Origin of the sequence: Arsenophonus nasoniae, assembly GCF_004768525.1 — a bacterium.
Classification (GTDB): domain Bacteria; phylum Pseudomonadota; class Gammaproteobacteria; order Enterobacterales; family Enterobacteriaceae; genus Arsenophonus; species Arsenophonus nasoniae.
In genome coordinates, this window is the sequence record NZ_CP038613.1 from 1125502 (window position 1) to 1144166 (window position 18665).

Sequence of the window (18665 nt, forward strand, 5' to 3'; positions counted from 1 at the left end):
CACCTCAGGCGGCGGTAGTTCCCTGGTGTTTAACTTGCCAATAACTCTTCTTCCTCAGCCATGCTCAGGTCGTCAAATTCGTCAACGGAGGCCACACTTCCACCGCTAAATGCATCGCCATCCCGGAAAAACTGAACCCCTCTTAATGATGCGGAGACGCCTTTACCGTTACCGTTATTGTCATAGGCGTAAAATTCAATGGTGGCGTTAACTTAGCAGCCTGAGTAGGGGCGTCCGTCCTGTGCGGTTAACGGTGAGGTATTGCGGTCAATGACTAACGGACGAGATTTATTGCTAGCACCGATATACAGGTTTCCGGCGTACCCGTCGTACTCTTTACTATCCCCATCGCGTAAGCAAAAACGGTTAGGGTTATTGCAAATGCTGTTATAGATTTTTTCGATATCCTTGGTGCCCCATTTCTCGCCAATCACGTGTTTGATCCCGGCTTTGATTTCCTCAATCAGGTCAGTACGATTTTTGGCGATTAGGAAAGTGGCACGGTATTTAAATTCACTCTGACCACTAAACTGAGAGGGTTCAAACAAATCAGGAAAAGCCAGACGTACGTTGTTTAATTTGATTTTCATAGTGTTACCTTTTAATTAAATGGATTTATCAGCGAGTGACGCTTCGGTCACATCGTCGAAGTCGTTTAAGGGGTTAGTAATAATGGCAGGTCTTGGGTCTGATTCTGGTGCGATGACGGGTTTACCGTCTGCTCGCTCAATAAGTGCTTCCAGTTTTGCCCAGCGACTCGGCTTGTCTGTCAACGATCACCGAAAACTGATCCACTTTTTATCTAAATCCGATCAATCAAAATTGATCCACTGTTTTACTCAGTTATTGCTCCTGAGCGCCGCTTATCTTTCAATCGGTAGCTTTCACCGCTTAATTGCAGTACATGCGAATGATGAAGTAAACGATCAAGCATAGCGGCAGTTAATGTTGCGTCATCAGCAAAAGCACTTGGCCATTGCCCAAATGATAGGTTACTCGTCAATATGACACTGCCATGCTCATAACGCTTGGCAATCACATTGAAAAACAGGTTTGCTTCTTCTCGCCCAAACGGCAGGTATCCAATCTCATCGATAATCAACAACTTCGGGGCCATCACCGAACGTGATAGATATTGTTTGAGCTTATTTTGTCGTTTGGCAGTTGAGAGTTGCAACATCAGTTCAGCTGCCGTGGTAAAGCGGGTTTTCTTCTTGGCCTGTACTGCTTTTAATCCTAACCCAATAGCTAAATGCGTTTTGCCTACACCGCTTGGGCCAAGCAACACGACATTTTCATTACGTTCAATAAACGTTAATGCGCTTAATTCCTGTATGTGTTGTTTGGGGATCCCCGTTGCAAACTTAAAATCGAACGTATTAAGTTCTTTATGTGCTGGGAATCCTGCCATCCGACTCAAAAGATTACGAGTTCGTTCATCTCGTTGTTGTTGCTCACATTTTAACAGGGACAGTAAAAACTCTCCGTAGCTTTTGTCTTGGGCAATGCATTTTTCGGCAAGTGATGACCAATGAGTCGGAATAGAATTTAATTTCAATGACTCACACAGGTGTTCAATTTGTTCATGCAATAACATGTTCACCTCCCAGTAATGCTTCGTATACGCTGATTGAGTGTTGCAAACTGACAGATTCAAGGGGCGGTACGATAGGGATATTAAGCGTATTAGTCTGTGGGATAGATTGGCAAACCCTTGCTGGTAAGGGTAGAAGTGTAGTGGTCTAATAAAACTGTAGAGATTTATAGCTTATAATTAAGCAAAATCTTATAGGTATAAATATGACCCGAAAAGTAAAAGTAACCTTTAGCGGAAAGCAAAAACTGGAATATGCAAAACTCATGGTTGAAGGTGGATATAGCAATATCCAAGTTGAAAAAATATCCGGTGCGGGTAAATCTGCCGTATCACGATGGAAGCAACAATATCTTGCCGAGTTAAATGGGAATACGCCTGTAAAATCAAAAGCGTTAACACCCGAGCAACAGCGCATACAAGAATTAGAAGTTCAACTTAAGCGTGCTCAGAGGGATAATGACATATTAAAAAAAGCCGCGGCTTACTTCATCCTCGACAATCAAAACTCAAAATCGTGAAGCAACTGAAAATCATGTACCCCAATTTTACGGTCACTGAGTTATGCCATCTTTTTGAAGTAAGCAGCAGTAGTTTTTATTATGAAACGAAAATACCGACAGTTGAAAATGAAAGACTGTGTGGCGAAATCAAACGTATTTTTTATACATCGGGTCAAATTTATGGCAAAAGACGTATTCAAGCCGAGTTAAAGGGTTTAGGGCACCAAATTGGCACTTATAAAATATCGAACATCATGAAATTAAATCAATTAGTTGCAATTAGACCAACGAAAAAGCACTACTATCACTCATCGGGTAACGAACATCGATATGCCCCTAATTTGCTTAAACGACAATTTTCCCCTGAACAGCATAATCACTATTATGTCGGGGATATCACGTATATTAGACATCACTATGGGTGGAGCTATTTAGCCTGTGTGTTGGATTTAGCCACCAAAGAAATTATTGGTTATGCCTTATCAACAAAACCGGATTCGAAATTAGTGAAAGAAGCCTTAGATAACGCAATTGAACGGCAATTACCGGATACGACAAGTTTGATGTTCCATTCAGATCAAGGTTGCCAATATTCATCGGAGGAGTTTAGGGCGCACCTCTTTGAACGGAAAATAACTCAAAGCATGAGTCGGCGAGGTAATTGCCTCGATAATGCCGTGATGGAAAGATTTTTTAGGAGTTTAAAGACAGAAAGACTTAACCGTTTATCGTTTATCGTTTATCGTTTATGAATCATCAATCTGTTGTCTGTGAAGTTGAAAATTATATTCAGTTTTACAATTATTATCGACGCCATTCAACGATTGGTTATTTAACGCCACATCAAAAATATCATGAACTAAAAAATGCCGCTTAGATCTTCTACAGAATTTGTTGACCATTACAGGAAATTATCGAGCGTTGGTTAGATGAACCGGATTTAATGACCGGACAAAAACCACGGGCACGGCAATTTTTACGTTCTGCGGATATTTTGCGTGAAGCATTGAACCTTGAACCAAAAAATATATCGCGAAGGGAACAAATGCGCATTGGCAATGTTTTACAAAATTGCGGGTATAAAACGGAAAGAATTTATATTGATGGAATACAAACGCGCGTTTTTTCACCAAAACAAGACAACCAAGACAACCAAGACAACCTTTTTTGAAACCAATACGCGCGCTAGTAATATATGTCCTTAAAAAGTATTAATAGAAATAGGTTGTCTTGCTGGGGTAAAGAAGAAATATTCCCGTTCACAACAGGAGCAAAAAGATCATGAGCAGAGACATCGAGAAAATACTACTCCACTGGGGTGGGTGGTGTGCGGGTAATCCGTATGCAGTGGTGAGCTGGTTGTCCGTGGCTGCGGGCTTTAGTCGCCTCATGCCGTTTACAGGCACAAATCGCTTATCGTGCAGTGATGCAGATGGGCTGGTGATTGATGTGTGCGTCAGTCGTCTTAACACGGTGGGGATGGCGAGAGAGTTGAGTTATATTGAGGATTATTACATCAGGGGGGGTATCCAAGCGTGCTATCGCGCGTAAGTTTGCGGTACGCGAGGATGAGGTGCGAAAAAGAATGCAAATAGCGGAAGGATTTATTCTAGGATGCCTTGAAACCCTTGATATTCAATTAGATATCGACATATTGTACAAATATCGTACAAACAATTATCAAACACTAGTGCGACCGCAAAAGGTATGCTAAAGTGCCCATGATGAATTTTTGCGTCCAGCAGAAATGTACGCTGATAAATAAAACCTCGATTAATTATTTTTTTGCTCACCTCGCTTTTGCGAGGTTTTCTTTTTGGCTTGTGTTGTTAACCAATTAAGTATATTTTGTTGGTGCACTACTTTTTTGTGAATTCGTACGATCCATACGGTAAATAAGCCAGTAGTGCATAGCCCCACGTGAAAGCGTGGGGTTTTTTGTTTACACCACCAACACTCACAAATTGAATATATAGAAATAGCACACATTGAGGTGTTTTTTTTTGTTTTAGCAACATCAAGGAACGGGATAATTGATAACAATAATAACAAAGAGAAATCTTATGACTAAAACATTAAACCTTGAATTACACCCTTCTAGTGTTAAACTTGGTACAGAAGAATACCCCCGTCAATATCTTATCGTAAACAGTGCGGATTACTACAACCAGGTAGTCGGGACTTTTGCAGAAGACGGCAAATTTCTCTATTTCCAGGGTTGGGATAACGGCGAGTATGTCACCTTTAAGCCAAAAGATTATGCTTATTGGGCTGTGTTACCGGCAAAAAAACCTGAATAAGCATTAAAAATAAGCCACCGCAATACTCACAAAAACAATCATCAAAACGAGTAAGGCGGCTGGCTCCCTGTTCAATTCAAAGCAATGGAACCCTCAATGGGAGGGTATATGCGCATGTCTGAAAAATACTCAACACCGGCTGCCTATCTGTGGGGCATCATGACGACCATCGGTGGTGTTACAACAACGATTTTTGATTTTTTAACCCTTGACCAGTGGATTGCGGTGATGGGTATCGGCTGCACGATAGGGACATTTTTTATCAACGTGTACTACCGCAAAAAGGAGTACAAACTCAAAGAGCGTCAGTATGAAGATACCGAAAAAAATATTGATGGCAACAGGCGGTAGCGCGTTGTTTCTGGCATCAAGCATGATAACGCATTTCGAAGGGTTGAGACTTAAGCCCTATTTTGACGGTGGCGGTGTGCTTTCTGTCTGTTATGGGCACACAGGTAACGATATTGAGCGTAACCGGACGTACACGCAAAAAGACTGCGATAAATGGCTTGATGACGATTTAAAAGCGGTAAAACGTTACGTTGACCCGTTGATTAAAGTCAATATCAATACGTTGACACAAGCCGCGATTTACTCATTTGCCTACAACGTGGGCGTGGGGAATTTCGCTAAATCGACGTTACTCAAAAAGCTCAACGCTGATGACCGAAAGGGCGCTTGTAACGAGATGAGACGCTGGGTTTATGTCGATGGCAGAAAGTGGAAAGGGTTAATGACCCGTCGGGAAATAGAGAGCGTAATATGTTTTGGCGACCTGTCACACTTATCCTGATAATCATTGTCGGATTGATGATTTATCTCAACGTTGTTTTATCAAACTACAAAAATCTGAAAACACAATACCACACGCTAAAACAGGAATATCACGCACAAATTGAAGCGGTGAAATTACAGCAGCAAAAAATCGATGCTTTGCACCAACTCGACATTCAACAGACTGAGAAACTCAATAATGCCAAAGCTGAAATTGCTAAGCTGCATGATACTGTTCGCGCTGGCACTAAGCGGTTGCGCGTCAACGCCGTGTGTCGTGCATCCAAAACCGCTACCGCCAAGAGCCGACATGATGAAGCCAGCCCACAACTTGGTGAGGCAGCTAGACAGGATTATTTCCATCTCAGAGAGATGATAGCTGAGAACGAAAAGCAGACGGAATATCTACAGCAGTACATCAAAACACAGTGTAGTGGTTAATTTTGCTTTATTTAAAGCGTAAAAATAGTTTTATATCTGCCACCTGTTTTAATAATAAATTGTATGCCTCCTCAGTTCTGGATTTTTCATGTTTGAGCTGATTAAAAGTCGATTGATATTGACGAATTAAAGCATCGAAACGTTTCTGTTTTCTTTTAGATAACCGACGCATTAAGCGGGTTATCGCGGATTCTGGTAAAAGGAATGCAGTAGTAAAACCCCGTTGTTCAAACCATGACTGCATATAATCAAAATAGTCAATTATGGGTTCAGCACGTTCATTAAACTCTTGTCTTTTATCTCTACCTATGGCGTGTTTGTTACCAATATATAAGCCCAAAAAGAATGTTAATAAACTAATCAGAGGTGAGTAAAGTTGCAGGATTTTTATCAAATCATTCATGAATATTGGTGGCTCCTTTATCCAATAATTACGTTTATTTTTGGCTTGCTATGTGGTGGTTTAACAGGTTGGCCACCATTCAGTTGGAAATAATTATTAAAGATTACCATTAATTTGAAATAGGTGAGCTATGTCTGAAAAAAATGCACCAGAAATTAGAGTAAGAATAAAGGCTGATGATAGTGATCTCATTAAATTAGAAGATCGCTTGCAACGTATTGCTAATTTGATGCAACAAATGGGGTCAATTAACGAAGAGAAAACATATCCAGCCAGTTTGCAAATGGCAGTACAAGAGGCTTGTAATATAGGTGCTCGAGAAGGCGCGAAAAAAGCAAGAGATAAACAAATCAATGATGAAAAAGAGACATCGATAAAATTATCAAAACTGTTTATTAGGGGTGTGTTTAAAGGCTATGCACTTACCGTTAATGGCAAGATACTCTCTAATCAGGAATCGACGGTTATAGAGAGTAAACCGCAGGAAATTCCACGTGTTAAGGCCTCTTTCATTGTGACTGATGAGATAATAGTTGATGCGCCTGATATATATTTAAAATCAGCAGAAGAAGTGAATGCTTAAGGAGGACTATGCCGCCACGTATTCCTCGTGCCTGTCGCAAACCCGGTTGTGCCAAGACAACAACTGAATGCAGTGGGTACTGTGACGCACATCGAAACCAAAGTTGGAAAGATTATCAACAAGGTAAAAGCCGTCATCAGCGTGGCTATGGTACAAAGTGGGATCATCTCCGTAAAAAAATATTAAAACGTGATAAATTTTTGTGTCAGGGATGTTTAGTTGAAGGGCGATTGATAACCGCAACCACCGTTGACCATATTCTCGCAAAAGCAACAGGCGGCAATGATGCAGAAAGTAACTTGCAAGCGTTATGTTGGCCATGCCATCGCACGAAGACCGCAAGAGAAAAGCGAGGGAGGGGCGGGTAAAATCGCTCCCTCTTTTACCTTTGGGAACCGCCGATTTGCCTTTTTTTACACCACCGCAGGTTAGAAAACCTTTTTATAGGTATCCCAATTGCGCGATTAATAGGAATTTTAAATTATGTCTGGACCCCCAAAAACACCGACACATCTACGTTTGATAAGGGGTAATCCTTCAAAAAGGGCAATTAATAAAAATGAGCCAAAACCCGAAAAAGGGGTTCCCCCAACACCAAAACACTTTAACAAGCAAGAACGCTACTGGTTTAAGGTTCTTTGCGAACGGCTAGATGCGATAGGCGTTATTACTGCTATCGATGGTATGGCTCTGGAATTGCTGGTTGGGGCGTATGTCGAATGGCGAAAACATCGAGATGTTATTGACAAAGAAGGCGAGACCTACAAGACAACATCCACTGACGGCAACGTCATGATCCGTCCACATCCGCAAGTTGCCATGATGGCCGATGCGTGGAAGCGCATTTGCAGAATGCAAGCTGAATTCGGCATGACCCCGCTAGCAGGTCAAAAGTAAACGGTAAGGCTTCAAACGAAATAGATCCGTTTGTCGAATTTTTGAAAAGCAGGATAGACTAATGGCAAAAGTAGCGGAAGGCATTAGCTATGCACAACGCGCTGTGTCGGGTGATATCATCGCGTGTGAATATGTACGATTGGCGTGTCAACGCTTTTTGAATGACCTTGAGCATGGTGAAGAACGGGGTATCTATTTTAGCTTCCCCCGCGCACAACATATCCTTAATTTCTATCAGTTTGTGCCCCATGTAAAAGGTAATCTTGCCGGTCAAACTATAAAATTGATGGATTGGCATATTTTTATCCTGATCAATATTTTTGGATTTGTTATCCCTTTAGTCGATGAACAAACGGGGGAAAGGGTAATCCGTAATGATGGCAGTGGACGAGTCGTGATGGTCAGACGTTTTCGTACCGCCTATAACGAAGTTGCCCGTAAGAATGCCAAATCAACGCTTTCTTCAGGTATTGCACTTTATATGACCGGATCAGACGGCGAAGGTGGCGCAGAGGTTTATTCAGCCGCCACGACTCGTGATCAGGCTCGCATTGTCTTTGAAGATGCAAAAAACATGATAAGGAAGGCTAAACATACCCTTGGTCAATGTTTTGAGTTCAATAAATTAGCGATTTATCAAGAAGTCACCGCTTCAAAATTCGAACCACTATCCAGCGATGCAAATAATTTGGACGGGTTAAATATCCATTGCGGTATTGTCGATGAACTGCACGCACACAAAACGCGTGATGTTTGGGACGTATTAGAGACGGCAACAGGTGCAAGATTACAATCCTTGCTCTTCGGTATTACCACCGCTGGATTTAATAAAGAAGGCATATGCTACGAATTACGCGATTATGCCATCAAGGTTTTACAGGGGCAGGTTGAAGACGATTCCTTCTTTGGCATTATTTATACCCTAGACAAGAAAGATGATCCGTTTGACGAGAAGATGTGGCAAAAAGCCAATCCTGGATTAGGTATTTGCAAGCGATGGGATGATATGCGCCGCCTTGCAAAAAAAGCACAGGAGCAGGTTTCAGCTAGGACGAATTTTATAACAAAGAATGTAATATCTGCTAATTATAATGGATTAGCCGTCCTCGTGTTGTTTGTAAGATACTGATATAAAATAGATTATTCATTTTTTATTGTTCTCGTGTTTTTTCGTGTTTTCTGGTTTTTACACAACTCTGTGTATTGCAATGTGTATTGCAAATTGAAAAAAGGGCGCTACATGGCAGTCAACAAGCTCAGTGATAAAAAGTTAAGATCCTTACATGGTAAATTAAGCGAAAAACAACAAACTATTGCTGATGGTAATGGGTTAGCTATAAGAATAAGTAAAACAGGTACGATAAGTTTTGTTTTTTTCTTTCGCCTTTACGGGAGAAAGAGCGCGCCTATATGGTTAACATTAGGCAAGTACCCAGATTTAAGTTTAAAAGCCGCAAGGGAGCAGAGAGATAATTGTCGAATATGGTTAGCTGGGGGTAAAGATCCGAGAATACAAATCAAAATAACCAAAGATGATTTACTGAAACCTGTTACAGTCAAAGATAGCTTAGAATACTGGATTAATAATTATGCTCAAGATAAAAGAAAAGGCGCAAAATATATTCAAAGTTGTTTCATGAAACATATTTATTCCGATATTGGAGATATTCCATTGAATGATTGTTCGTTGTCTATGTGGGTTAACTGTTTCGATAGAATAAAAAAAGTTGCTCCGGTACAAGCAGGCGCAATGTTAAAAACAACAAAACAGGCTTTAAAATTTTGTAGGGTTAGAAAATATGCAATCAGCCATGAAATTGACGATTTAGATGTAAGTGATGTAGGAAAAAAATCAAATAAAAGAGAGAGAGTGTTAACAAAGGATGAATTAAAAGCGCTGTGGCATTATGTGAATAAAGAATATGATAATCATATTATCTCATATGAAAATAGAATTATTTTAAAATTTCTTATTGTCTTTGGTTGTCGTCTTTCTGAAATAATATTATCAACATGGGATGAATGGGACTTAGAAAATGATATATGGCGAGTCCCCCCTCATCATAGTAAAAATGGTAGAGAAATTATTAGACCCATTCCCTATAATTTTAAACAATGGCTATCACTATTAAACAAAGCAACTTGTAATAGAGAGAGGGTAATTGGTTTTAACATGCGTCAGAGTGCAGCCAGTATCAGCATGATAAAAATATGGAAAAGGCTTAATCATTTAGAAAAATGGACTCCACATGATATGCGAAGAGTAATCGCTACAAATCTTAGTGATAACGGATTTGAACATAATGTTATTGAACAATTACTTGGTCACACATTAACTGGTGTAGCGGGAATATACAATCGAAGTAAATATATGAATAGGAAAAGAGAAGCGCTTGTTTGGTGGGTAGATTATTTAAACGCATTATAAAAAGAAGATGGTTTTATGATACTAATATTAACTCGTGCTGAGATAGAAAATATGGATGAAATTGACCGATTAATTAAAGAAGAAGAATGTGAATGGTTAACTTCGCTAGGTAGAAATCATAGATATTATTTAGAAAAAAGGGGCAGATTTCCTTTAAAAATAAATATAGGACTACAAACCAGATTATACCGATTATCCGAAGTTCAGGCTTGGATAAAAGGCACATGGAAACCTGAATAACTAGAACGTATAAAAATTAAATGTCATGAATTGAACCCCGTTAATCGGGGTTTTTTTATTATGGAGAAGAAATAATGATAACGGTTAAATTTACTGAACCTACCAGAGAAGAAAGACAATTTATTTTAGATGAATATGGTCAAAAGTATGATCGCCGAATCAGGGAAGCCGAATGTAAGCAGATATCTGGTTTATCCCGTTCCCGTCGATGGGTGTTAGAGGAAGAAGGAAAATTTCCTAAGCGTATACCTATGGGAAAGAACTCCGTCTCATGGCTATTAAGCGATGTTCTATGGTGGGCACGCAATCCGCCAGAGGTGAAGAACGTGAATAATCCTTACAGCCGTCAATCTCACTGATGAGGGGAAAAGTCCCCTTTTTGGCAGAAAACCTAAAAAACCTGTATCACCTGTACCAATTACATTTAATCCGTTTAATATCAATTAGTTAATTAGGTATAGGTAGATAAAATACCTCTAAAAACCTATAAAGACCTGTAACAACTTAAAGAGGAAGTCGGTTAAAAAAATTCTTTCCTTTCCCTGGCAGGCAGTGATTACCGAAAGTCCCCTTTTTCTGACCAAGCAGCATGACTCACCGCTCAATTAATTAAATAAGGTTCAATATGAACATTCAAAACACGGTGAATAACCGTGAAGGGCTTCTTTATGCCAAAAATCAGGGGGGCGATATATTTAATCGCCTGAACAAGTCGACCTACAAAAAAAGTGTAGGTCACTACACAAAAAGTGTAGTTCAGAAATTAAACAACATGGGTGTACAAGCCATTAGAGAGGTGCGCACAAAAGAAAGCATTAAAAACAATAGGTTGATTCAATTTGTGCAGTATACAAAACAACCATCTAACCGCAGCTTAAAATACCTCATCTACTCAAATTTGAGTAGTGCAAAAAATAACCATTCATCATTAAGAGGAACGGTTAATAAACAAACAAAGCGAGTGGCTCATGGTCACTCAGAACATCAAGGAAATTTTTCTCTGATGATGAGGCTACCCGATAATATCGGGTTGGTTGGGTTGGCTGGATTGGCTCAGAAGCAATCAGCGGAATATGTATCTAAGCGATTTCAGCCTTTAGGGGTGATGCCTCTTTTGTCTAGTTCTTTACGGATAATGCGTTTCATCCATCCTGCAAGACTTTCATCTCCGTCTTTTTTTTGTGCTTCTTCCATAGCAGCCCGAAGTTCCGGATCTAATCGAAATTGGAAAACTGGGTTACCTCGTCTATCGTTTTTGTGTATTGACATGTCTATTACACCTGTTGTAATGTGTTTATGTGTAACTACACGTTACTATCACATTGAACAAAAGACAACGCCCTACAGTGCTTCAACACTAGCAGGGCGCCTAACCACAATGTTAACTGGAGTAACAGTTATGGCTTCGTATAAGTCTACCCAAACTCGCCCTAAATTTACAGATACTTACTGGATTATCCCTCTAGATTCCAACATTCCCTACGGCAAAGTGTCATTAACCCGTCGTGAGCGCAGATTATTTCATGTGCTGTTCAAAGGTGATCGGCTTGTCTGGTCAGGCCTTAAGCCTGTACAGGAGGTGGCTTATGTGTAATAGCTCACTTCCAGCGGCTTATATTCACCCTCAAGACAAATTAAATGTCATAGCGACATTGCTTGAGACGATGGAATATTTATTTAGCGATCCGAAGTCACAAGACATTGCTTTCGCCCTACTCGAATATGCCAGGGACTTGGCTAAATCTCGTCAGGATTTAGAGGAGGTGACATTATGAATAGCGCTTATGTCAATAATGACAATCTTCTTCACTATGCAACCATAACGGCATCTTTGCTTAATTGTATCAATCAGATAGCAGTAGAAAAGGATAATAGCCTAGCCTTTTATCTATCTGATTTAGTGTTTTTGGCGTCTGAAAGGGCTAATACCCTCGTGACCATGCTAGACATGGGTAAGGAGGGACAACATGTCTAATTTTGTCGCTATCCATAATCGGGCGATGCCTGTTGTGGAGTACCAAGGTAAGCGTGTTGTTACTTTTGCCATGATTGATAAGGCACATGATCGCCCTAAAGGAACTACACGAGTCGCATTTAACCGCCATAGAGAACATTTTGTCTATGAGGAAGATTATTTATCGATTCCAGTATCTCTAAAGTATCAATTAGATACTTTAGGAATTTCTGTGCCAAACAGGGGGCTAACGGTTCTAACTGAATCAGGTTATTTGTTAATCGTTAAGTCATTTCGTGATGAGCTTTCTTGGAAAATACAAAAAGAGCTAGTCAATGTTTATTTCCGCCGTAACACCTTAGGTGAACTCCGTCATGTTGATATTCCTTCGCTTGAAGAGTTAAGCCAGATGAAACCGGAGGAAGCGCAACATCTTGTCGTTAAGGCAGAGAAGGACTCTTATCTTGGTCATGGTAAGCCAGGCAGTGCAGCGATGACCCTACGCCGTAGAGAGCTTAAGCGCCTTCGTCCAGCCATCAAAACCGTTATTGAACTTTCCCAACTGTCTATCTGTGATTTAGGTGATTTCACCAAGGGGGTACATCATGGCTGATATTCAGCATTACCTCATAGCGGATAATTTACAGGCGATGAGCACTAAAGATCTAAGAGAAATGAAAGGTGCTTGTGAGGCAGGGTTTGATGGGATTATGTCAGGGCTAAAAGCCTTTGGTGAATGCGCATATTGGGCATGTAGCAATGAAAACTATGCCGATAGTCAGGCGAAAGCGGATTTATGCCGGATGAGTGAGGCGTTGATGTGCTTACCTAAAATTGCTCAGGCACTCATTATCAACGCAGAAAACGCCCAGTTCACACTCTATCAGCGTGAAGGATTCCCTGTATCGGAGGGCGTGAGATGAACATGACACAATATGACGAACAACCATTAATTACTTTTAGCGATGGCTATAACTCAGGGCGGGATAATACCTTTAACGCTAAGAATACACGGGCTTTTCTTAAGGGAAAAGTGAAGCCCCAATTTATAAGAAATCCTGGGATTAACACTTATGTCAGTGGCTCAAAGCACACAGGCACTAAGTCGAAAAAGTGTAAGCGCAAACAGGCTAAAAAAAGGAAGGGGTCAAGATGAGCTATAAAATAAAAACCATTGGCAAAAATGTATGCCTTACACATTTAAACGAACAGGGGCATATTGAAAAAATAACGATTCCTGTGGCGGATATCCCTAATCGTGTTAATGAGGGTCATTGGGATGATGACCCTAAGTTAATCCTGAAATTAATCGATGAATACTGGAAAAAAGACGATTTTAACAAAGCCGATGTGATCACGTCCGTACGCTGTGTTATTTCGGCTATTTTCGTTATGCAATGCAACGTTAAAAATGGTCAGCCTTACTACACCCATAAAAACTATCACCTTCCTATTTTTCTGGCGACTGAACGCATGGGCATGGAGAATAATATTGAAGGCGCTTTTTATTCTAGGGAGACCAAGGAAGACGCAGAGCAATATATTCTGACGTTTTATCGAAACATGCTAGAAGTCAGTAATGCTAAGTGTTTAAAACTTTCCTTTATGGGGCAAGAAATTTTAGCCCAACTCCATAACCTATTTATCGATGATGTGCTTAACGGCAATGTTCAGCCCGTTGCTGTGGTGCATTAAGGGGGAAAGATGACATTAATCACTTTAAACTTTCGCCTGAATGCACGGGCTAACGCTTTTGCTAAGGCAATCTATCAGGATGTAAGAGCAGAAAACGGCGGAGACTGGTTTACCTTATACACCGAAGATGACGCTATTCATGTTGATATTATCGACGGCGTAAAAGGGATTCGGAAGCTGGTTGATACTTATGCATTAAAACCGTTGAAAGATGAATACAAATCTTGGGAATCTGTCGCTGAACAAATACTTGACCTGTGCGTTGAGAACGGCAAGTTGTCAGGGATGGGGCTTGATATGTGGGTTGACATGATGAATGACATGGCGGATAGCGCTGCTGCTCAGGAGGATAAATCATGAGAAATATTGATTTAATCCGTCAGGTTAAGCAGCAGGCCACAGGACGTTGGCAAGGTATATTAGCATCACTGGGGGCAGAAGTCCCCTTGAATCGTCATACCGCTTGTCCAGCTTGTGGGGGTAAAGACCGCTTTCGCTTTGATGATAAGGAAGGTAACGGCACATTTATCTGTAATCAGTGTGGTAGTGGTGACGGACTGGATTTAGTGAGACGGTTATTTAATGTTGATGTCACGGAAGCGGCTAAGGAAGTGGCTAAGGTTATTTCAATACCTGTCCAAAAAGAAACGACTATATCAGATAAACCGCCTTTAACGGATGCTATTAAAAAATCCGCAAAGTTATTAGAAGAAGCCACATTAGGTCAATCTCAGTACTTAATACTCAAAGGTCATACCTGTTCAGTTAAGCTATTAAAAGATGGCTCGATGATATTACCCGTAAAACAGGGTGATAAATTACTGGGTGCTCAGATTATCAGAGCTAACGGTGAAAAGCGCTTTATCTCAGGCACAAAGAAAAAAGGTGGCTATATTCCCGTCGTTGATTTCACTGGAACGCCCGATACGGTGTTAATTGCCGAAGGATATGCAACCGCTTTAACCGTGAGCCAGTTGCATGAAGGCGTGGTACTGGCAGCGCTTGATGAAGGTAATTTATTACCCGTTGCTACATGGGTCAGGAAGCATTACCCTCAATCAAAAATCATTATTGCGGCGGATAATGATGTTAAGCCCGATGAAGCCAATATTGGCAAGATTAAAGCGGAGAAAACCGCAAAAGTGGTTAATGGTTGGGTCACCATACCGCCAACCAAAGAAAAAGCTGATTGGGATGATTACCGTCAGCAACATGGGATTGAGGCAGCAAAACAGGCGTTTATAGAGGGGGCGTATCAAGTTGAGCCTGACAAGCAAAAGACGGGTAACAATCTTTCTCAAATGGCAGACAATGAAAAAGCCTTGTTGCTGGCTGAACGTTATGAGGGGATCGCTGTACACAGTGATAGTAAGGTATTTTATCGCTACGTATCAGGGATATGGGAAAAAATTTCCCACCTTGATCTGGCTCGTGAAATGGGCAATATCTATTGTCAACATAACACCAACTTTAGCAACCGAGCGGTTAATAATGCGGTGGAGGCATTGAAAATTATTGTCCCTAAGTTGGGTAAGCCTTGTAACGATGTTATTCCTTTTGCTAATGGTGTCTTTAATATTAAAACTAAAGTATTTTCACCACACCAGCCCGATAACTGGTTATTAAATCACAATGGGATTGAATATAGACCCGCCCCACCCGATGAAAATTTACGGGATCATGCTCCACATTTTCATAAATGGTTAGATCATGCTGCTAATCGTGACCCGTATAAAATGAAACGGATTTTTGCAGGGTTATATATGATTTTAGCTAACCGCTATGACTGGGAACTGTTTTTAGAAATTACAGGAATAGGCGGAAGCGGTAAAAGTGTTTTTGCCCAAATAGCCACTTTACTCGTAGGTGAAGATAATACCGGAAGTAGCAATATGGCCGCTTTAGATACCGCGAGAGGGCGAGCACAATTCGTTAGTAAACGATTGATCACCCTCCCCGATCAACCGAAGTACATAGGAGAAGCCACGGGAGCAAAAGCCATAACAGGCGGTGATTTAATTGAAATTGACCCTAAATATGAACATCAGTATAGCACTGTAATAAGAGCCGTTGTTATTGCAACAAATAATACCCCTATGATATTCACTGAACGTGCAGACGGTGTAGCCCGTAGGCGAGTGATATTCCAGTTCAATAACAAGGTAAAAGACGAAGATAAAGATTCTAGGTTAGCGGAAAAGATTTCAAGTGAGATCGCTGTCATTGTACGTCGATTGTTGGCAACTTTTGATGATCCAGAAGACGCAAAAGCGTTATTACTTGAACAAAGGGGATCAGGGGAAGCGATAGAAATCAAACGGGAAAGTGACCCCCTCATCGATTTTTGCGCCTATCTCATTACATTAGAAGCTGCTAGCGGTATGTTGATGGGGAACGCCAATATTTACCCGCCAGTGCCAAGGAAATATTTATACCATGCTTACACGGCTTATATGCAAGGGAACGGTAATAAAAACGCCTTGAGTTTAACCGCCTTTGGACGCTCGATTAATAATGCGCTTAAAGAACTGGGTAAAAGGTATATTAGAGAAAGAACAAAACATGGATATAGAACAAATCTGGAATTAAATGAAGTGGAGGCCGAAGATTGGTTGCCAAGTGTACCTTAACATAAATTATAGACACCGTAATATCAAACCAGCATCAGCCAATACTAAACAAACAACGCCAGCCAGTAAAAGGCTGGCTTTTTTATCTGCCTACCAGGGAAAGGAAAGAATTTTTTATTTAAGTCGCGTTAGACAAAAAATAGATGCGTATAAAACTTTTTGGTAAAAACTGTTCATACTGTTCACCAATTCAATAAAAGATATATATATCAATAAATTATGTGGTGAATAGTTTTGTGTTAAGTGTTCACCACTGTTCACCCTTTCAATAAAGTGTTCACCTTTTTATGGATTGCTTTAGTTCAGGCAATAATAGTATAACGTATTGATATATAATATATTTATTTGCAATCATTAACAATCAAAACACTTTTTATTAAATATTAATAAACACTTCCATCTTTTATTTTTCTTACAAGATTAAAAAATTATTTTATTAACCAACTTAAATAAATATTAATTTTATTTATAAATAAATTGAAGTTAGAAAACTTTTTGTTCATTACCCCTCCCATAAAAAGGTGAACAGTGGTGAACACTTGGTGAATAGTTTTAAGTTAAGTGTTCACCCTTTAATTTATTGATATATATATCTTTTATTGAATTGGTGAACAGTATGAACAGTTTTCCAGTTTTTTTTAATTATATAAAACGCACGCTAAAATATTTTTATTTTTTTCTCTGACATGAGAAATATTATTAAATAAATTTTATCTTTTCGAAAGAGAACAAGGATCATCATAAAAAATTCTTTCTTTTTCCTGGTAGGCAGTGATTACCGATTGTCCAAAATAGCTCATGATGTTTTCACTAAAACGGGTGCAACCCTTATTAATGTTTTAATAAATAATTAATGTAAAGTTATGTAAATTATTGGTTCTCATGTTTTCTCATCTTTTTTGCCTTCCTGTGAGGTTGTTTCCTGTTATTTTTCATCATGTTAAATTGAGGTTCCTGATTCATGCAGGTGTATTTTGAAATATTCATGGTTACTAAAAGCGGTTAAGGTTTATATCACCTTCCCTTAGCTGCTTTTTTTCTGCATGTTCAGTCAAGACAATCACTGCATGCAGGAGCCAACCTTGAAAAGACTACTTGAATTACGTCAGCAAAAAGCCGATTTAACGGCACAAATGCGATCAATGCTGACATTAGCAGAAACAGAAAAACGAACACTGACCGAAGATGAAGCTAAAAACTTTGATGCGTTGCGTCATCAGTCGGAAACCCTCAATACTGAAATCGCCCGTTATGAAAGTCTCGCTGATGAAGAAAGAACATTAGCGGCAAAGCCTGTACAAAAAGAACAGGGAAATGATGCATTAAGGCATTATGTTTTGACAGGGGAAACACGCGGGCTTTCGACTGGGGTTCCGGCTGATGGTGGCTATACCGTTATCCCTGAACTGAATAAACAGATTATGCAACGTCTCAGTGATGAGTCCGTCATGCGTAAAATCTGTACTATCAAGACCACTCACAGCAACGAATATAAGCAACTGGTGTCTGTTGGTGGTGCCGTGATCAATCACGGTGAAGAAGGCAAAGCCAGAACCGAAACCGCTACCCCTAAACTGGAAGAAGTGAGTATCAAGTTATTTCCTGTCTATGCCTATCCCAAGACAACACAGGAAATTCTGGATTTTAGTGATGTCGATATTTTAGGCTGGTTGACCCGTGAAATCGCTGACACCTTTGTTGATACCGAAGAAACCGATTTAGTCAGTGGTAACGGTACAAAGAAAGCAAAAGGATTTCTATCCTATCCCCGTGATACGAAAGCCGATAAAGCGCGTAGTTTTGGCACATTGCAAAAGCAGGAAGTGACCAAACTGGAAGCCGATAGCCTGATTGACCTGAAATTCACGCTAAAAAATAAATACCGTAAAAATGCTGTCTGGGTGATGAACTCAAACACCGCTGCCAAAGTACAAAAATTGAAAAATGGCAATGGTGATTATATCTGGCGTGAACGGTTACAAGTGGGTGATCCTGATAGTCTGTTGGGTTTATCGGTTCATTACCTTGAATTTATGAATGATGATGTGATAGCGCTGGGTGACTTTAAACGTGGCTACACCATTGTTGACCATCAGACAGGCACCCGTACACGACCTGACAATATTACTGAGCCTGGCTTTATCAAAATTCATACTGATAAATATCTCGGTGGTGGATTAGTCGATTCCAATGCGATTAAAGTGCTTGAGGTTAAGGCATAAC

The 18665-nt window shown here is 40.1% G+C and carries 25 protein-coding genes and 5 pseudogenes; 25 read left to right on the forward strand and 5 right to left on the reverse strand.

The genetic code is table 11. The features are described 5' to 3' along the window. Nucleotides 1–29: 29 nt before the first annotated feature. The 3 genes and pseudogenes from ArsFIN_RS05435 to istB all read right to left on the reverse strand — a co-directional run bounded on the left by ArsFIN_RS05435 (nucleotide 30) and on the right by istB (nucleotide 1597). Nucleotides 30–590: pseudogene (locus tag ArsFIN_RS05435) on the reverse strand (DUF2815 family protein). A 15-nt stretch (nucleotides 591–605) separates the two neighbouring features. Beyond that, nucleotides 606–761 (reverse strand): annotated as a pseudogene (locus ArsFIN_RS05440) (DUF2800 domain-containing protein); the annotation flags it as partial. A 74-nt stretch (nucleotides 762–835) separates the two neighbouring features. After that, nucleotides 836–1597, reverse strand: a complete 762-nt coding sequence (istB, locus tag ArsFIN_RS05445) for an IS21-like element helper ATPase IstB (RefSeq protein WP_135677409.1) — start codon at nucleotides 1595–1597, stop codon at nucleotides 836–838. 203 nt (nucleotides 1598–1800) lie between these two features. Between istB and ArsFIN_RS05450 the strand changes: the two are divergent. From ArsFIN_RS05450 to ArsFIN_RS05480, 8 genes and pseudogenes are all read left to right on the forward strand, one after another. Further along, nucleotides 1801–2974 (forward strand): annotated as a pseudogene (locus ArsFIN_RS05450) (IS3 family transposase). Nucleotides 2975–3040: 66 nt separating this feature from the next. Beyond that, a complete protein-coding gene (locus ArsFIN_RS05455; RefSeq protein ID WP_246067351.1) occupies nucleotides 3041–3268 on the forward strand; it encodes a hypothetical protein in 228 nt (75 codons plus the stop codon). A gap of 110 nt (nucleotides 3269–3378) precedes the next feature. Then, the gene (locus tag ArsFIN_RS28130) at nucleotides 3379–3648 is read left to right on the forward strand and encodes an antiterminator Q family protein (protein ID WP_276489413.1); all 270 of its coding nucleotides are present in this window, start codon (nucleotides 3379–3381) and stop codon (nucleotides 3646–3648) included. A 22-nt stretch (nucleotides 3649–3670) separates the two neighbouring features. Further along, nucleotides 3671–3811: a hypothetical protein gene (locus ArsFIN_RS28135; RefSeq protein ID WP_276489414.1), complete on the forward strand. Its 141-nt coding sequence runs from the start codon at nucleotides 3671–3673 to the stop codon at nucleotides 3809–3811. Nucleotides 3812–4160: 349 nt separating this feature from the next. Then, nucleotides 4161–4397: a hypothetical protein gene (locus ArsFIN_RS05465; RefSeq protein ID WP_135677540.1), complete on the forward strand. Its 237-nt coding sequence runs from the start codon at nucleotides 4161–4163 to the stop codon at nucleotides 4395–4397. Nucleotides 4398–4505: 108 nt separating this feature from the next. Beyond that, entirely contained in the window at nucleotides 4506–4748 is a 243-nt protein-coding gene (locus ArsFIN_RS05470; protein ID WP_135677541.1) for a phage holin family protein, read from the forward strand. Further along, entirely contained in the window at nucleotides 4708–5190 is a 483-nt protein-coding gene (locus ArsFIN_RS05475) for a lysozyme (RefSeq protein WP_135677542.1), read from the forward strand. The genes ArsFIN_RS05470 and ArsFIN_RS05475 overlap by 41 nt, the downstream gene beginning before the upstream one ends. Before the next feature lie 17 nt (nucleotides 5191–5207). Beyond that, nucleotides 5208–5612: a lysis protein gene (locus ArsFIN_RS05480; RefSeq protein WP_167876662.1), complete on the forward strand. Its 405-nt coding sequence runs from the start codon at nucleotides 5208–5210 to the stop codon at nucleotides 5610–5612. A gap of 7 nt (nucleotides 5613–5619) precedes the next feature. Here the strand turns inward: ArsFIN_RS05480 and ArsFIN_RS05485 are convergent, their stop codons facing one another. Continuing rightward, entirely contained in the window at nucleotides 5620–6015 is a 396-nt protein-coding gene (locus tag ArsFIN_RS05485; RefSeq protein WP_135677544.1) for a hypothetical protein, read from the reverse strand. A 130-nt stretch (nucleotides 6016–6145) separates the two neighbouring features. Here ArsFIN_RS05485 and ArsFIN_RS05490 point away from each other — a divergent pair, with 130 nt between their 5' ends. The 7 genes and pseudogenes from ArsFIN_RS05490 (at nucleotide 6146) to ArsFIN_RS05515 (ending at nucleotide 10522) form a co-directional block, all read left to right on the forward strand. Next, a complete protein-coding gene (locus ArsFIN_RS05490; protein WP_135677545.1) occupies nucleotides 6146–6598 on the forward strand; it encodes a hypothetical protein in 453 nt (150 codons plus the stop codon). A gap of 8 nt (nucleotides 6599–6606) precedes the next feature. Continuing rightward, a complete protein-coding gene (locus ArsFIN_RS05495; RefSeq protein WP_135677546.1) occupies nucleotides 6607–6966 on the forward strand; it encodes an HNH endonuclease in 360 nt (119 codons plus the stop codon). Nucleotides 6967–7081: 115 nt separating this feature from the next. Then, a pseudogene (locus ArsFIN_RS05500) lies at nucleotides 7082–7557 on the forward strand (phage terminase small subunit P27 family). Continuing rightward, nucleotides 7557–8570 (forward strand): annotated as a pseudogene (locus ArsFIN_RS26220) (terminase large subunit); the annotation flags it as partial. The pseudogenes ArsFIN_RS05500 and ArsFIN_RS26220, both read left to right, overlap by 1 nt. Before the next feature lie 165 nt (nucleotides 8571–8735). Next, on the forward strand, nucleotides 8736–9923 hold the full coding sequence (locus ArsFIN_RS26225) for a tyrosine-type recombinase/integrase (RefSeq protein WP_034250440.1): 1188 nt from the start codon (nucleotides 8736–8738) through the stop codon (nucleotides 9921–9923). Nucleotides 9924–9938: 15 nt separating this feature from the next. After that, nucleotides 9939–10163: a helix-turn-helix transcriptional regulator gene (locus tag ArsFIN_RS05510; RefSeq protein WP_026824086.1), complete on the forward strand. Its 225-nt coding sequence runs from the start codon at nucleotides 9939–9941 to the stop codon at nucleotides 10161–10163. 74 nt (nucleotides 10164–10237) lie between these two features. Continuing rightward, entirely contained in the window at nucleotides 10238–10522 is a 285-nt protein-coding gene (locus tag ArsFIN_RS05515; protein WP_026823957.1) for a helix-turn-helix transcriptional regulator, read from the forward strand. A gap of 730 nt (nucleotides 10523–11252) precedes the next feature. On the opposite strand, the gene ArsFIN_RS27220 is transcribed toward ArsFIN_RS05515, so the two are convergent. Further along, nucleotides 11253–11432 (reverse strand): hypothetical protein, encoded by a 180-nt coding sequence (locus ArsFIN_RS27220; protein WP_135677547.1) that lies wholly within the window; start codon nucleotides 11430–11432, stop codon nucleotides 11253–11255. Nucleotides 11433–11451: 19 nt separating this feature from the next. On the opposite strand from ArsFIN_RS27220, the gene ArsFIN_RS27225 reads away from it, so the two are divergent. The 10 genes from ArsFIN_RS27225 to ArsFIN_RS05570 all read left to right on the forward strand — a co-directional run bounded on the left by ArsFIN_RS27225 (nucleotide 11452) and on the right by ArsFIN_RS05570 (nucleotide 18664). Beyond that, nucleotides 11452–11757, forward strand: a complete 306-nt coding sequence (locus ArsFIN_RS27225; RefSeq protein WP_135677548.1) for a hypothetical protein — start codon at nucleotides 11452–11454, stop codon at nucleotides 11755–11757. Next, on the forward strand, nucleotides 11750–11938 hold the full coding sequence (locus ArsFIN_RS05530) for a hypothetical protein (RefSeq protein ID WP_026824156.1): 189 nt from the start codon (nucleotides 11750–11752) through the stop codon (nucleotides 11936–11938). Before ArsFIN_RS27225 ends, ArsFIN_RS05530 begins: the two co-directional genes overlap by 8 nt. Then, nucleotides 11935–12138 carry a hypothetical protein gene (locus ArsFIN_RS05535; protein ID WP_026824155.1) on the forward strand — a complete coding sequence of 68 codons (204 nt, stop codon included), beginning with the start codon at nucleotides 11935–11937 and terminating at the stop codon, nucleotides 12136–12138. The genes ArsFIN_RS05530 and ArsFIN_RS05535 overlap by 4 nt, the downstream gene beginning before the upstream one ends. Continuing rightward, nucleotides 12131–12730: an ORF6N domain-containing protein gene (locus tag ArsFIN_RS05540; protein ID WP_026824154.1), complete on the forward strand. Its 600-nt coding sequence runs from the start codon at nucleotides 12131–12133 to the stop codon at nucleotides 12728–12730. Before ArsFIN_RS05535 ends, ArsFIN_RS05540 begins: the two co-directional genes overlap by 8 nt. After that, the gene (locus ArsFIN_RS05545; protein WP_135677549.1) at nucleotides 12723–13040 is read left to right on the forward strand and encodes a hypothetical protein; all 318 of its coding nucleotides are present in this window, start codon (nucleotides 12723–12725) and stop codon (nucleotides 13038–13040) included. Before ArsFIN_RS05540 ends, ArsFIN_RS05545 begins: the two co-directional genes overlap by 8 nt. Beyond that, nucleotides 13037–13273 (forward strand): hypothetical protein, encoded by a 237-nt coding sequence (locus ArsFIN_RS05550; RefSeq protein WP_135677550.1) that lies wholly within the window; start codon nucleotides 13037–13039, stop codon nucleotides 13271–13273. The genes ArsFIN_RS05545 and ArsFIN_RS05550 overlap by 4 nt, the downstream gene beginning before the upstream one ends. After that, complete coding sequence (locus ArsFIN_RS05555) at nucleotides 13270–13812, forward strand: hypothetical protein (RefSeq protein WP_135677551.1); 543 nt, start codon at nucleotides 13270–13272, stop codon at nucleotides 13810–13812. The genes ArsFIN_RS05550 and ArsFIN_RS05555 overlap by 4 nt, the downstream gene beginning before the upstream one ends. A gap of 9 nt (nucleotides 13813–13821) precedes the next feature. Further along, nucleotides 13822–14172: a hypothetical protein gene (locus ArsFIN_RS05560; RefSeq protein WP_135677552.1), complete on the forward strand. Its 351-nt coding sequence runs from the start codon at nucleotides 13822–13824 to the stop codon at nucleotides 14170–14172. Further along, nucleotides 14169–16442, forward strand: a complete 2274-nt coding sequence (locus ArsFIN_RS05565; RefSeq protein WP_135677553.1) for a primase-helicase zinc-binding domain-containing protein — start codon at nucleotides 14169–14171, stop codon at nucleotides 16440–16442. Before ArsFIN_RS05560 ends, ArsFIN_RS05565 begins: the two co-directional genes overlap by 4 nt. Nucleotides 16443–17524: 1082 nt before the next feature. Further along, nucleotides 17525–18664 carry a phage major capsid protein gene (locus tag ArsFIN_RS05570; protein WP_135677554.1) on the forward strand — a complete coding sequence of 380 codons (1140 nt, stop codon included), beginning with the start codon at nucleotides 17525–17527 and terminating at the stop codon, nucleotides 18662–18664. Nucleotide 18665 lies beyond the last annotated feature (1 nt).